Raw genomic sequence first — 14,320 nt, forward strand, 5'->3', positions numbered from 1 at the left:
ACACTGCGTCCATGAAGCCCGTGGAAGTGACCGTCCTCGCCTCGGACCCGATCACGCACGCCGGCGCCGAGAGCTTGCTGGAGTCGCATCCGGACGTCCGGGTGACCGACCTGGTGCCGGACGTCCTGCTGGTGATGGAGGAGCACGTCACCGAGACCGTGCTGGGCGAGATCCGCGCGGCCAAGGCGTCGCACGTGGTGCTGGTCGTCGAGCACTTCCGCGAGAGCGACCTGATGGCGGTGCTGGAGTGCGGGGTCGTGGCGATCCTGCCGCGGCGGGAAACGGGCGGCGCCGAGCTGGTGACGGCGGTCCTCGCCGCGGGCGACGGCACGGCCAACCTGCCGCCGCGGCTGCAGGGTGCGCTGCTTTCGCAGGTCCAGCGGATGCGCAAGGACGTCCTGGAGCCGAACGGGCTCACGCTGTCCGGGCTCGCCGCGCGCGAGTGCGACGTCCTGCGCCTGGTCGCCGAGGGCTTCGGGACCGAGGAGATCGCCGCGAAGCTGTGCTACTCCGAGCGGACGGTGAAGAACGTCCTCTACGGCCTGATGACCCGCTGCGGCCTCAACAACCGTGCGCACGCCGTCGCCTACGCGTTGCGAGCGGGCGCTATCTGAGGCGTTTTCCGTCGGCTAGGGTCGCGATCATGGTGCTGACGGCAGTGGAGATCGCGGCGTCCGTGCGGGCCGGGACGCTCGACCCGGTGCAGGTGACCCAGGACGCGCTCGACCGGATCGCCGCGGGTGACGGCGTCGTCGGCGCCTTCCGGCGGGTGCGCGCCGAAGAGGCGTTGAAGGAAGCCGCGGAGGTCGCCGCGCGGCCCGACCTCGCGTCGCTGCCGCTGGCCGGGGTGCCGGTCGCGGTCAAGGACGTCACGGCGATCGAGGGCGAGTCCGCTTCGCACGGTTCGACGGCGGGCCCGTCGGCCCCGGCCGCCTCGGACGGCGTCGTCGCGGCGCGGCTGCGGGCCGCGGGCGCGGTGCTCGTCGGGCTGACGCGCGTGCCGGAGCTGTGCATCTGGCCGATGAGCGACACCCCCGACGGCATCGCCCGCAACCCGTGGGACCCGACGTACGCCTCGGGCGGCTCGTCCGGCGGCAGCGCGGCGGCGGTGGCGGCCGGCCTGGTCCCGCTGGCCCACGGCACCGACGGCATGGGCTCGGTCCGCCTCCCGGCGGCGATGTGCGGGCTGGTCGGCCTGAAGCCGGGGTCCGACCTGCTGGCCGAGGGCGGCTGGTTCGGCATGTCGGTGCACGGCCCGCTGGCCACGACGGTCGCCGACACGGCGGTGCTGCTCTCGGTGCTGGCTTCGGACCCTTCGCTGGCGACGGTGCCCACCCCTGATCCGGTCCGGATCGGGATGTCCACGACGGTGCCCCTGCTGCACACACCGGTCCCGAAGGAGCTGGTGGCGGCGGTCTCCACCGCGGCGGGCCACCTGTCCGGGGCGGGCCACACGCTGACGACGTCGGCCCCGCGTTACCCGGCGACGATGGTCCTGGGCATGACGGCCCGCTGGCTGGCCGGCCCCGCGATCCAGGCCGGGGACTTCGCGTTTTCCGGGCTGCAGCGGCGGACCCGCGCGCACGTCCGCGCGGGACGCCTGGTCGAGCGCACGGGCCTGATCCGCGAGCGGACGCGGGAGCGCTGGCTCGCGCGGGCCGCGGAGTTCTTCGCCGAGCACGACGTGCTGATGACGCCGACGCTGTCGCACTGGCCGGTGAAGGCGGGCCGCTGGCACGAGAAGCGGTGGCTGACGAACGTCCTGCCGTCGACGCGGCTGGCCGGGTTCACGGGCCAGTGGAACTTCGCGGGCTACCCGGCGATCACGGTCCCGGTGGGCCGGTCCGTGGTGTCGGGCCTGCCGACGTCGGTCCAGCTGGTGACCCGCCCGGGCGGCGAGTCCCTGCTGCTCGGCCTGGCCGCCCAGCTGGAGTCGGCCAACCCCTGGCCCCGCACCGCCCGCAAGTAAAGCGCCCCAATGTGGCGTTGGGTGCGTCAGACGCACCCAATGTGGCGTTCGGTGCGTCAGACGCACCGAACGCCACATTGGGGCGCTTGGGGCGGTGTCAGGAGCCGGGCTTGCTTGCCGTGGGGGAAAGGGGCTTGGCGCCGTTTCCGTTGGCGGGCTTCGTCGCCGGGCCGTTCGAGTTCGCCGGGGCGTTGCCCGGCTTCGCCGCGGGCGCGGGCTTCGGGGCCGGAGCGGCCTTTGCCGCGGGCTTGGCCGGGAGCTGCGGCTGCACCACCGGGACCACCGGCGCGGCCGGCGTCGTGGCCGATTCCGTGTCGCCGCCCACCAGCTTGGACGCCTGGGGGATCACCGCTTCCTCCGGCAGCGTCGCGAGCTGCGTCTCGCTGCGGTTGAGGATGTCCTCCGCCATCGCCAGGCTCTTGCGGGCCTGCTCGCGGATCTCCGCCAGCCGCTCGACCTTGCGGTTCGCCACCGTCGTGCGCTGAGCCGCCTGGGTGGTCGCCTCGTCGAGGCGGCGCTTGGCTTCCGCCGTCGCCTCGTCGAGCCGCCGCTTGGCTTCGGCCGTCGCCTCGGCGATCCGGCGCTCGGCCTGGTTCTTGCTCGCCGTGCGCTGGTCGGCGATGTGCTTGTCCAGCGCCGTCTTCTGCGCCGACTGCGACGCCTCGAACTCGCGCTCGATCTTCCGCCGCTTCCGCTCCGCCTCGTTGTCGAGCAGCTCCCGCCGCTGCGCCGCCTCGACGGTCAGCCGCTGCACCTCGGCGCGCGTCTCCGCCAGCGCGTTCTCGTGCTCGGAGTGCAGCAGGTCGGCCTGCTTGTCCAGTTCCGCGACCAGCTTCGTGTACCGCTCACGCAGCTTCGTCGACGCCTCGGTCGAGCCCGCCCACGTCTTCTCGGCGGCGGCCTCGGCGCGCTTGACGATCTCGTCCGCGCGCGCCTGCGCGAGCGTCACCGTCCGCTGCATCCGCTCGTCGAGGTCCTCGAGGCGCTCCGGCGGCTTCATGAGCTCTTCGACGCGCGCTTCCAGCGAAGCGACCTGCTTCCGGGCGGACTCCGCCTCGCGGGTCGCGGTCGCGGCCTGCGCGACGGCGGCGTCGCGCTCGCTGAGCACCCGGCGCAGCTGCGCCTCGACGTGGTCGAGGTACTGGCGGACTTCGTTGCGGTCGAAGCCGTGCCAAGCCTGGGTGTACTCACGACGGAGGGGGAGGAGGCCGTTGAGGGCGGTTGCGGCGGGGTCGCGCTCAGGAACCATGCGCCCGACCGTACCTGGGCACGGACCGCTTACGCCCTTCGGCTTAACAAATCACCAACACGTGTCGCTGTCCTGGCGGCGCGTCGCCGGAACGGCCGCACGCCGGAAACACTGCGTCACCAGTGGAAGCCTCGAGACAACCGAGCGAGCGCCATCGCCGCTTTCGAAAGGTGTTTCTCGCCACGGCCGATCTTCAGCCCGCCCGAACCACCCGCCGCGGCCGAGTCCGGGAAGATCCGGAAACCCTGGTACGCGACGGCGTCGGTGAGGCCCGGCGTGAGCGTGTACGCCAGCCCGATCGCCTGCCCGGCGGGCGTGCCGATGTGCTTGGGCCGCTCGACGAGCGCCTTGAGCACCATGTCCGCGGCCTGTTCCGGCGACTTCGTCGGGAACGCGTCGTAGATCTTCGTCGGGCGGATCATCGGCGTGCGCACCAGCGGCATGTGGATGGTGGTGAACGTGATCCCGTCGCCGTGCGTCTCGGTCGCCGCGATCCGCGAGAAGTAGTCCAGCGCCGCCTTCGACGCCGCGTACGCCGAGAAGCGCGGCGCGATGCCCTGCACGCCGATCGACGACACGTTCACGATGTGCCCGAACTTCCGCTCCGACATGTGCGGCAGCACCGCGAGGATCAGCCGGACCGCGCCGAAGTAGTTGATCGCCATCGCGCGCTCGTAGTCGTGCATCCGGTCGTAGGACAGCTTGATCGACCGGCGGATCGACCGGCCGGCGTTGTTGACCAGCATGTCGATCCGGCCGTGCTCGGCCAGCATCGCGTCGACGGCCTTGCGCACCGAGTCCTCGTCGGTCAGGTCGGCCGGGTACACCGACGCGGTGCCGCCGGCGGCGACGATTTCGTCGCGGACCTCTTCCAGCTCGTGCCGGCGGCGCGCGACGAGCAGCGGGACGCCACCCGCGGCGGCGACCTTCAACGCCGTCGCGCGGCCGATGCCGGAAGACGCGCCGGTGATGATCACGCGGCGGCCGTCCAGTTCGCCGCGCGGGCCGTGCTTGCGCGCGCGGAACGGGTCGAGGTGCTCGCGCCAGTAGCGCCACAGCGTCGGCGCGTACTCCTCCAGCCGGGGGACCTCGACGTTGCCGGCCAGCGCCTTGCGCGTCTCGGCCGAGGAGAACACCGAAGGGAACGCCATGGTGTCCAGCAGCACCGGCGGGATGCCGAAGCGCTCCATGACGGCGTCGCGGGCGATGGTGACGCCCGGGATGTGCTCGGTCAGCTTGACCAGCCCGACGAGCCGCTTGGAGAGCCCTTCGCCCAGCTGCACCGAGATCGTCGGCGCGCCCGCGGCCCGCGCGAAGGCGTTGTAGACGGACACGACCGGCTGCGGCTCGGGGTTGACCAGGTGGAAGGCGCGGCCGTCGAGCCCGGGCTTGACGACGAGTTCGAGCAGCGCCTTGGCGACGTAGTCGACCGGCACGATGTTGGTGTCGCCGAGGTCGGGGCCGACGATCGGCAGCACGTCGGGCAGCCCGGCGAGCCGGTTGATCGCGGGGAAGAGGTAGTACGGGCCGTCGATCTTGTCCATTTCGCCGGTCTCGGAGTGCCCGACGACGACGGCGGGCCGGTACACCCGCCACGGCACCTCGGTCTGCTCGCGGACGATCTTCTCGGCCTCGAACTTCGTCCGGTGGTACGGCGTGATCAGCCGCTGCCCGGCGTCGAACATCTCCTCGGTGAAGATGCCTTCGTGGTCGCCCGCGACGGCCACCGAAGACACGTGGTGCAGGCAGCCGGCGCGCAGGTCCGCGGACAGGTCGACGACGCTCTGCGTGCCCTCGACGTTGGCCTTGACGCTCGCTTCGTCGTCGGCGGTGAGGTCGTAGAGGGCGGCGAGGTGGACGACGTGGTCGACGTGCCCGCGCAGCTCGTCGCGGTCGGCCTCGGACACCCCGAGCAGCGGCTCGCCGAGGTCCCCGGTGACCAGCGTGACGCGGTCGGAGTGCGGCCACTGGTCGACGAGCGCGGCCAGCCGGGCCTTGCTCGACGCCCGGACCAGCAACGCGACGCGGTCGTCGTCGGGGCGGGAGAGCAGCAGCCGGGTGAACTGGCGCCCGATCAGTCCGGTCGCCCCGGTCACCAAGAACGTCGCCATCGTCTTCACACCTCTCGCTCCACGCCCTGACCCTGCGCATTGTGCTGCATCGGGACGTCAGTGACCACCGTGGTGGAACGTGAAGTTACTCACCGGTAACTTATTCGGGCTCCGCGATGACGATGCGGTTCTCCTCGTAGCCGTCCGAACCGCCGACCCAGCGGCCGCCGCAGGTCGCCAGCACCACCCGGTGCGGGCCGGACTGGCCGAACAGGTCGTCCGCCTGCGCGGGCAGGTCGTCTTTGTGCACGGTGAGCAGCTGGGAGACCCGGTACCGCCAGGTCTTGCCGGCGCTGTCCACGACGGTCACAGCCCCGCCGATCCGGGCGTTCCACAGCTCGGCGAACGGCCCGGTGGCACCCCGCCAGTTGACGTGCCCGGCGAACACGCTGGCCCCGCCGGCCGCGTCGAGTTCGGCACCCCACCAGGCCGCCTGCCCGAGGTCGGCGGGGATCGGGAGCTCGCCGCCGGGGCCGAGGTCCTGGCGCACGAGGGTGGCGGTGCCACCCGCGGGCAGCCGCACGGTGCCGGGTTTCTGCGGAGCGGGAGTGGACGGCTGTGCCGCGGGCGCGGCGGCGGGAGCGCTCGTCGTCTTCGGCGGCGGCGGGGTTTCCGGAGTGGCCGGCTGAGCCGCGGCCGGGGCGGCGGCACCCGCGGCGGGCACCGCGGTCCCAGCCACGACGGCAACGGGCGGCGAGGAGACCACGGAGGACCCCAGCTGCACGGCGACGACGGTCGCGGCCCCGAGCGCGAACCCGGCGAGCAGCCGGCCCCGCCGGGGTTTCGGCACGGCCGCACGACGCCGGTTGTTGGCTTGCTGGGCATACATGACGGCCCAGTCGGTGCCGGGCTGAGGCTCCTCGCCCGCGGCCCAGCCCACTCCCCGGTGCCACTCCTCGATGAACCAGTCCTCGCCCCGCCAGTTCTCGCCGGCGTCCTTCGCCACTCCGCTACCTCCGCGAAGCGCGCCGCGCGGCGAAGCCGGCCGAACCTGCGCCCAGCAGCACCAGCAGGCCCACACCGGCCAGGCCCAGGGGCGAATAACTCGTCTCGACCGCTCCCTGCATCCGGACGACCGGCGCGCCGCCCGCCGGGATCGCGCGCGGGACCTCGTTCGGCTTGTTGGTCACCGACAGCGCGAGGGTCTCGCCCGGCTTCACCGTGCCGCACACCGACGGCGGGTTCGCCGGGTCGTACGCGTTCGTGTAGCCCGGTGGCGGGCTCGCCTCCACGACGCAGATCTCCTGCGGCGCCCGCAGGTTCTCCACCGCCACACCGCCGGTCGCGCCGTCGGTCGTGACGACCGCGGGCTTGCCGTCGGCGCCCGTCAGCGGCTTGCCGTCCTGGCCCACCGCGGGCGACTTCTTGTCCGCGCCGGTGATCCGCAGGACCGCACCGCCGACGCCCTTGCCCGTGTTCGCGTCGGTCTTCGTCACCTGGACCTTGCCGGGCTTCGCGACCTCGACGACGCCCTGCGCGGTCAGCTCCTGCTCGCCGCCGGTGGAGACGACGCGCTGCTTCGACGTGTCGACCGGCACCCGGACGTAGGGCCGGGCGGCCGGCGCGGACAGCGACGCCACCAGCTTCGGCCGCTCGCCGGACGGGGTCAGCTTCACCTTCACCGTGCCGTCGGCGCCGGTCTTCAGCGTGACGGTCTTCGCCGCGGCCTGCGGGCTCGCGTTGCCCGCCGTGCCACCGGACGGCTCGCCCAGGGTGCCGGCCGTCGCCGTCAGCTTCACCTCGACGTCGGGGACGCCCTTGCCCTGCGCGTTCTTCACGGTCGCGGACCACTCGGCCGCCTCGCCGAGGTGCTGGTCGCCCTTCGGCGCGGTCACCGAAGCGGTCCACGGGCCGCGGTTGGTCTCGGCGTCGGTCTTCAGCCGCTCGACGGCGTCGGCGGAGCCCTTGCTCATCGCCTTGAGGTACCCGGTCGCGTCGTAGGCGATCTTGTCCGCGGGCAGGTCCGGGTCGAGGTCGGCGGGGGTGCGCGGCGCCGCCGTCCACGAGTGCAGCAGGTGCGCGAGCGCGGTCGCCTCGTCGGGGTTCTTCGTGCCGCCGTAGCGCAGCAGCAGGTACGAGATGTTCGCCGCCTGATCGGCTGGCAGCTTCGTGCCCCACTTCGTCAGCAGCTCGTCGCCCGGCTGGTACGGCTCGTCGGTGTCCGGCGCCCGGAGCCGGAAGCTCACGCAGAACACCTGCTGCCCGCCGACGACGTACGACCCGAGCCAGACCGGGCGCGGCGCCGGGTCGGCGCCGACCCGGTGGCCGACGCCCTCCTGGCTCGCGGCCGACGCGGCGGGCGTGGAGAGCAGGCCGAGCAGCGCTGCGGCGAACAAAGCGACGAGCACGCGGATGACCGCGCGCGGGCGTGCCGACCACCTCATGGTGTGCAGACTCCTTCGACGGACGTGCGGCGTCTCCGCAGGTCACACGATTGATCAACTCCCCGACGCGCGTTCGGTGAACGACCGGGCACGCCAAGTGAGCGTCGCGCCCGAGGGGTCCGGATGTCTACCGCCCTTCGAGTGGCCGTCGCCGAACGGTCGTGATCTCCATCGCTTACCGTGTCTGCCGTGGCCACGGGCCCGCGGTCGAGTAAAGTTGTCTTTACTCGACGGGAACCGCACGTCCCCGGCGGTCGTTGAACCCGATGCAGCGTCGATCCACAAAGCAGCAGATCCAGGAGGATCAGGTGCGTTCCAGTAGCAACCCGGCGTTCCGCAACCTGCCCCACGGCGGAACCCAGACTTACGGGCAGTACGGGCCCCCGGTGGGCTTCAACCAACCCCAGGGCGGCGTGCCCGGGTACGGCCCCGGCCAGGCCGCCTCCGGCGAAGGCGACCGCCCCATGACGGTCGACGACGTCGTCGTCAAGACCGGCATGAGCCTCGGCGTCGCGCTGCTCGTCGGGATCGTCACCGCGATCTGGGCCCAGAACACGCTGGCCGAGACCGGCCGGCTCTCCGGTGCCCTCCTCGGCGCGATGATCGGCGGCCTGCTCGTCGGGCTCGTCATCTCGCTGGTGATCATTTTCCGCCAGAAGCCGAGCGGGCCGCTGACGCTCGTCTACTCCGCCGCCGAAGGCCTGTTCCTCGGTGCGCTGAGCGGCGTGTTCGAGGTCGTCTACAAGGGCATCGCGCTGCAGGCGATCATCGGCACCGCCGGTGTCTTCATCGGCATGCTGGTGGTCTACAAGACCGGCGCGGTCAAGGTGACGCCGAAGCTGACCAAGTGGATCGTCGGCGCCGTCGTCGGCGTCGCGATCCTGATGCTGTTCAACCTGATCAGCACGCTGGTCTTCGACTTCAACCCGCTGCGTGGTGGCGGTCCGCTCGCCATCATCTTCAGCCTCGTCTGCATCGGCATCGCGGCGTTCAGCTTCCTGCTCGACTTCGACCAGGCCGACCGGATGATCCGCGAGGGCATGCCGTCGAAGTGGGCCTGGTACACCGCGTTCGGCCTGATGACGACGCTCGTCTGGCTGTACCTGGAGATCCTGCGGCTGCTGTCGTACCTCCGCGAGTAACGCACGAGTCAGAGGTAGTAGCAATCAGGGCGCGACCGCCACCACCGCAGCTTGCCGGTGGTGGCGGTCGCTTTTCGCCCGGCTCCTCATGCTGTCGGCAGCCGAGGCCGGGAAGCAGGCTGGCTCCAGTGAGAGTCAGGTTGTGAATCATCGAGTTGCCTTGCCTCGTACTCGCTACGAGCCCGGCACGGCGCAGCACTGCGAGGTGCTGGCTGGCGGAAGACACGAGAATGCCCGCGCGACGAGCGATCTCGCTGGTATTGCCCGTACCGTCGACCGCCTCCAGGACCGCTGCTCTGCTTTGTCCGACCAGATCGGCAAGGGCCTTGCTGGGGTCCGGTGGGCAATCGCCGTCCAGCAGGCGGCGTTCCAGGGGGTAGACCAGGAACGGCGTTGTGTCGTGCCGGACCAGGGTAATGGGCCGACGGTCGCAAAAATACGACGGGATCAGGATGAGCCCGCGGCCGGCGGGGCGCAGCGGCCGGTCGACGGGATAGTCGACCTCCAGCACCGGGCGGCGCCAGCGTACGGCGGGGGAGAGGTGGGTCAAGAGTGCTTCGATCCCACTCTCGGTCATCAGATGCGAGGCTCGCACGTGTTCTTGGGCGACGTTGCGCCGGACTTGCTCCCAGAATGGTGCGATGGCGACTCGATGGTAGGAGTGGAAGGCTCGTCCCAAGCGCTTCAATGCTCCTCCGTCGCCCTCTGACAATTCGCGAACCCAGGGAGATCGCAGGCGGTCCGCGGTGAGTTCAGCGAGCTCCTGGCGCAGGCGCTTCTTCGGAACGTGCAGTACGGGCTCCATCGCCTCCGCCAGTTCGGCTGCCAGCCCGAACGGTGTGAGGAAGTCCGGGATGTATCCCCGTGGTGGAATCAGGGTCGCGAGCAGTTCGGTCGAATGCGGCAACTTTCCTGCGACCGAACGACGCCAAAGCTCTCCCGCTGTTCCGGCGACGCAACGCTGAAGCCAGTGCAGGCTCAAGGTGGTTTCCCACATCAGTGCGGGGGTGCTGGCGATGCGTATGCGGACAAGATCCTCGCTTGTCAAATGCACGCTCAGCATGCCGCCTCCCTTCGAGCGCTCACGTAGGCCTCCTTCTGCTACTCGAAAGCTTTGGCGAATATTTCCCGTGATCGCGTCCGAGATTACTTGATCATGGGTTTGGTCGGCTCTATTCCGTGGCGGAGCTCTCTCGGGGTGACTTTCACGCAGGCTTGAAAGGCTGTTTTCGGCAACTGGTTGTTCGTACGATGAGTTCGGGTGGGGGTAAACCTGCGCCTGGGAAACCGGGCCGTGTCAAGGAAGGAAGAATCGGTGCACAAAAGGCGATTGTTTGTTGCGTTGGGCGTCGCGGGGGTGGTCGGTGCTGCTGCTCTGACCTCTGCCACCGCGCAAGCGTCGCCACTGCAAGGCTCCACCAGGGCGCGAACGTGCGTCGGCAGCTCTTTCGCCGCGACCCTGGGAACGGACCAGTCCATCTGCAACGGAAACCACTACGTGACGATGCAGACGAACGGCGATCTCGTGCTCCGCGAGAGTCCCAGTGATAGGGCGTGCTATGCGAGCGGGACGCGCGGAGCGAATGCTGCCGCGACCTTCAACCAAAACATCGTGGGAACCCCGTACGTGGATATCGTCAGCCCGTCTCAGGGGCGCATAGGCCGGATCATGGGCGCCCATCGAACGCCGCATCTGGCGACGAACGCCAGTGTGAACAGCAAAGGTGAATTCTGGATCGGGTACAAGAAGATCGGCTACTGCTGATCAACGCGGCCGGGCTGGTCGAGGAGGCGCTGTCGACCTGAGGTGAGCAGGTGGTGGTCTGCCGGGCGGGCTCGCGAGGAGACCGGGCGGCCGCGTCGCCGTTCGAGGCCCGGCGTCGCAGGTCGGACTCAGCTGGGCGGCAACCTGGCTCACAGTTCCGCAGTGAAGGCGCTCCGTAACCAACGGGGCGCCTTTTCTGTGGGTAATTAGTGCATATGGGGACCCCGCTGCGGATCGTGCTCACCCTGCGTGTTTGATGTGCCGGTCGGTTCTTCATTTCACATGTGTGAGGTTCACAGTGAGCGTTCCCCCTCCGGCCCCCGGGGGCCAGCAGCCGGTGGGTCAGCCCGATCCCTACGGACCGCCTCCCGGCGGCCCGCAGCAGTACGGCCAGCCCGGTGCCTACGGCCAGGCACCGCAGGGCCAGCCGGGCCAGTACGGTCCGCCGCCCGGGCAGTTCCCGCCCGGTCAGCAGGGTTTCCCGCCCGCGCCGCCGGTGCCGAAGAAGTCGAAGGCCGGCACCTTCATCAAGTTCGGCATCGTCGGCGTCGTCGTGATCGTCGCCGTCGTCGTCGGGATCGTGTCGTTCGCCAACTCGCCCGCCAGCTCCAACGCGGGTGACTGCCTCACGATCACCGAGTTCACCCGGGGCGGGGACGACCCGGCGAAGGCCGACTGCAACGACCCGAAGGCCAACGTCAAGATCGCCGCCAAGCTCGACAGCGCGTCGGACAACTGCCCCGGCGGCTCCGACGCCGGCTACGACACCTACTCGGTCAGCGGCCGCAGCTCGTACAAGCTGTGCCTGATGATCAACGCGAAGCAGGGCGACTGCCTCGCGAACTTCACGTCGCAGACCAAGGGCTACGTGAAGGTCTCCTGCACCGACCCCACCAAGGACGGCGAGCTGGTGAAGGTCGTCTCGGGCCAGGCGGACAAGAACCTCTGCGAGGGCACCGAGGCCACGCGCGTGGCCGTCTACCCGGAGCCGGCGACGACGATGTGCGTCAAGACGAACGAATAGCTTCGAGTCACCGCGGCTCGTCCCACACTGTGCGACGAGCTGCGGTGAATCGATCACCGGATCTAACTTCAGCGGGTGGCGACGACCGAATCCCCAGCCGGTGAGAAGAAGTTCCTCGATTTCCCGACCTCCTGCGCCGCGCCCGTGCCGCGGCCCGAGGAGCCCGTCCGCGTGGTCCCGCTGGCCGTCGCCGGCGTGCTCGCGGCCGGCCTGACCGCCTACGTCTGGGCGAGCTACGGCGCCAAGTTCGGCGTCCTGCTGCTGCTCGGCCTCGGCCTCGGGCTCGCGCTGTTCCACTCGCGGTTCGGCTTCACGTCCGCGTGGCGCCAGCTCATCGCGGTCGGCAACGGCCAGGGCCTGCGGGCCCACACCCTCCTGCTCGGCACCGCCGCGACGCTCATCGCGCTGATCGCGGGCACCGGCAGCGGGCTGTTCGGCAGCAAGCCGGCGCCGACGGCGGGCGCGCTCGGGCTCGCCCTCTTCGTCGGCGCGACGCTCTTCGCGATCGGCATGCAGCTCGGCGGCGCGTGCGCGTCCGGCACGCTGTTCGCGGTCGGGTCCGGCCAGTCGACGATCGTGCTGACCCTCGGCGGCTTCATCGCCGGGTCGGTGCTCTACACCTGGGCGTACCCGGTGCTGTCGGGCTGGCCCGAGTTCAAGGGCGTGCTGCTGGCCGACCACGTCGGCTGGTTCGGGTCCTGGGCGATCACGATCGCCGTGCTCGCCGCGATCGTCCTGGTGACGCGCGCGGTGCAGCGCCGCCGGACGCCGCCGCCCGCCGACGTCGTGCCGACCGCGCGCGGCTTCGCCCGGGTCTTCCGCGGCTCGTGGCCGATGCTCGTCGGCGCGCTCGTGCTGGGCGTGCTGGCCGGCGCGGTCTTCCTGGTCTCCGGCGGCATCTGGGGCGTCACCAGCGCGTTCTCGTTGTGGGGCGCGAAGATCCTGCAGGTGTTCGGGCTGCACCCGGAGACGTGGGAGTTCTGGCAGCAGAAGTCCAACGCGACTTCGCTGGCCAACCCGATCTGGAAGGACAAGAACAGCCTGACCGACATCGGGATCATGATCGGCGCGGCGGTGGCCGCCGCGGCCGCGGGCGCGTGGAAGATCCACAGCTCGATCCCGTGGCGCACGGCCGTCGCCGCGATCCTCGGCGGCATCCTGATGGGCGTCGGCGCGCGCATGGCGGGCGGCTGCAACATCGGCGCCTACCTCGGCGGCATCTCCACCGGCAGCCTGCACGGCTGGCTGTGGGGCGTCTTCGCCCTCGGCGGCACGTGGGTCGGTTTGAAGCTGCGCCCGCTGTTCGGCCTGGCGAACCCGGTCCCGACCGACAGCGTCTGCTGAAAACGGCGAAGGCCCCCACTCGCGAGTGGGGGCCTTCGCCGTGTCGGGGATCAGGAAAGGCGCTCGATGATCAGCGCCATGCCCTGGCCGCCGCCGACGCACATCGTCTCGAGGCCGAACTGCTTGTCGTGGTGCTGCAGGGAGTTGATCAGCGTCGAGGTGATCCGGGCGCCGGTCATGCCGAACGGGTGGCCGACCGCGATCGCGCCGCCGTTGACGTTCAGCCGGTCGATGTCGATGCCCAGGTCCCGGTAGGACGGGATGACCTGCGCGGCGAAGGCCTCGTTGATCTCGACCAGGTCGATGTCGCCGATGGACAGCCCCGCGCGCGAGAGCGCCTGCTTGGACGCCTCGACCGGGCCGTAGCCCATGATCTCCGGCGAAAGGCCGGTCACGCCGGTGGAGACGATCCGCGCCAGCGGCGTCAGGCCCAGCTCGCGCGCCTTGGTGTCGGACATGATGACCAGCGCCGCGGCCCCGTCGTTGAGCGCGCAGCAGTTGCCGGCGGTGACGCGGCCGTCCGGGCGGAAGACCGGCTTGAGCCCGGAGACGCCCTCGACCGTGACGCCGGCGCGCGGGCCGTCGTCCTTCGAGACGACCGTGCCGTCGGCCAGGGTCACCGGGGTGATGTCCTTGGCCCAGAAGCCGTCCGCGATGGCCTTCTCCGCCAGGTTCTGCGAGCGGACGCCGAACTCGTCCATCTCCTCGCGGGAAACGCCCTTGAGCCGCGCGAGGTTCTCCGCGGTCTGGCCCATCGCGATGTAGACGTCCGGGACGTCGCCCTCGGTGCGCGGGTCGGTCCAGGTGTCCGTGCCGGACTCCGCGGTCGCCTTGGTGCGGGCTTCGGCGTCGGCGAACAGCGGGTTGTGGGTGTCGGGCCAGGAGTCCGAGCTGCCCTTCGAGAACCGCGACACGGTCTCGACGCCGGCCGAGATGAAGACGTCGCCCTCGCCGGCCTTGATCGCGTGGAAGGCCATCCGGGTGGTCTGCAGGCTGGACGAGCAGTACCGGGTGATGGTGCAGCCGGGCAGGTGGTCGTAGCCCAGCTCGACGGCGACCGCGCGGCCCATGTTGAACCCGGACTCGCCGCCGGGGAGGCCGCAGCCGAGCATCAGGTCGTCGATGTCGGCGGGGTCCAGCTGCGGCACCTTGGCCAGCGCGGCCTGGACCATCTGCACGGTGAGGTCGTCGGGCCGCAGGCTGACCAGCGAGCCCTTGTTGGCGCGCCCGATGGGCGAGCGCGCGGCGGAGACGATGACGGCTTCGGGCATGACGGACACATCCTCGTATCGACGGTCACTAAGCGGTTGCTCACATAGTGCCGCGTGGATC

Annotated in this window: 11 protein-coding genes and 1 pseudogene; 6 read left to right on the forward strand and 6 right to left on the reverse strand. The window is 70.6% G+C overall.

The annotated features are described in order from the left end of the window. The first annotated feature begins 11 nt into the window (after window positions 1-11). Both SD460_RS12855 and SD460_RS12860 read left to right on the forward strand, forming a co-directional pair. Window positions 12-614 (forward strand): helix-turn-helix transcriptional regulator, encoded by a 603-nt coding sequence (locus tag SD460_RS12855; protein WP_290058338.1) that lies wholly within the window; start codon window positions 12-14, stop codon window positions 612-614. A 29-nt stretch (window positions 615-643) separates the two neighbouring features. Beyond that, window positions 644-1,969, forward strand: coding sequence for an amidase (locus SD460_RS12860; protein ID WP_318306184.1), 1,326 nt, complete (start codon window positions 644-646; stop codon window positions 1,967-1,969). A gap of 97 nt (window positions 1,970-2,066) precedes the next feature. On the opposite strand, the gene SD460_RS12865 is transcribed toward SD460_RS12860, so the two are convergent. The 4 genes from SD460_RS12865 to SD460_RS12880 all read right to left on the reverse strand — a co-directional run bounded on the left by SD460_RS12865 (window position 2,067) and on the right by SD460_RS12880 (window position 7,713). Then, window positions 2,067-3,218 (reverse strand): coiled-coil domain-containing protein, encoded by a 1,152-nt coding sequence (locus tag SD460_RS12865; protein WP_290058335.1) that lies wholly within the window; start codon window positions 3,216-3,218, stop codon window positions 2,067-2,069. Window positions 3,219-3,334: 116 nt separating this feature from the next. Continuing rightward, the gene (locus tag SD460_RS12870) at window positions 3,335-5,329 is read right to left on the reverse strand and encodes an SDR family oxidoreductase (protein ID WP_290058334.1); all 1,995 of its coding nucleotides are present in this window, start codon (window positions 5,327-5,329) and stop codon (window positions 3,335-3,337) included. Window positions 5,330-5,429: 100 nt separating this feature from the next. Continuing rightward, window positions 5,430-6,158, reverse strand: a complete 729-nt coding sequence (locus tag SD460_RS12875; protein ID WP_290058344.1) for a class F sortase — start codon at window positions 6,156-6,158, stop codon at window positions 5,430-5,432. 121 nt (window positions 6,159-6,279) lie between these two features. Continuing rightward, the gene (locus SD460_RS12880; protein ID WP_318306185.1) at window positions 6,280-7,713 is read right to left on the reverse strand and encodes an MSCRAMM family protein; all 1,434 of its coding nucleotides are present in this window, start codon (window positions 7,711-7,713) and stop codon (window positions 6,280-6,282) included. Between the two features lie 308 nt (window positions 7,714-8,021). Here SD460_RS12880 and SD460_RS12885 point away from each other — a divergent pair, with 308 nt between their 5' ends. After that, window positions 8,022-8,855, forward strand: coding sequence for a Bax inhibitor-1/YccA family protein (locus tag SD460_RS12885; protein WP_290058332.1), 834 nt, complete (start codon window positions 8,022-8,024; stop codon window positions 8,853-8,855). A 181-nt stretch (window positions 8,856-9,036) separates the two neighbouring features. On the opposite strand, the pseudogene SD460_RS12890 reads toward SD460_RS12885, so the two are convergent. After that, a pseudogene (locus tag SD460_RS12890) lies at window positions 9,037-9,918 on the reverse strand (ArsR/SmtB family transcription factor); the annotation flags it as partial. A gap of 198 nt (window positions 9,919-10,116) precedes the next feature. Here SD460_RS12890 and SD460_RS12895 point away from each other — a divergent pair. From SD460_RS12895 to SD460_RS12905, 3 genes are all read left to right on the forward strand, one after another. Next, entirely contained in the window at window positions 10,117-10,620 is a 504-nt protein-coding gene (locus tag SD460_RS12895) for a hypothetical protein (protein WP_290058330.1), read from the forward strand. Window positions 10,621-10,957: 337 nt separating this feature from the next. Further along, window positions 10,958-11,644 (forward strand): LppU/SCO3897 family protein, encoded by a 687-nt coding sequence (locus SD460_RS12900; RefSeq protein ID WP_290058343.1) that lies wholly within the window; start codon window positions 10,958-10,960, stop codon window positions 11,642-11,644. A 75-nt stretch (window positions 11,645-11,719) separates the two neighbouring features. Further along, window positions 11,720-12,988, forward strand: coding sequence for a YeeE/YedE family protein (locus SD460_RS12905; RefSeq protein ID WP_318306186.1), 1,269 nt, complete (start codon window positions 11,720-11,722; stop codon window positions 12,986-12,988). Window positions 12,989-13,038: 50 nt separating this feature from the next. Here SD460_RS12905 and SD460_RS12910 read toward each other — a convergent pair whose 3' ends face one another. Beyond that, window positions 13,039-14,259, reverse strand: coding sequence for an acetyl-CoA C-acetyltransferase (locus SD460_RS12910; RefSeq protein ID WP_290058328.1), 1,221 nt, complete (start codon window positions 14,257-14,259; stop codon window positions 13,039-13,041). Window positions 14,260-14,320 lie beyond the last annotated feature (61 nt).

The organism is Amycolatopsis solani, from assembly GCF_033441515.1.
Lineage (GTDB): Bacteria > Actinomycetota > Actinomycetes > Mycobacteriales > Pseudonocardiaceae > Amycolatopsis > Amycolatopsis solani.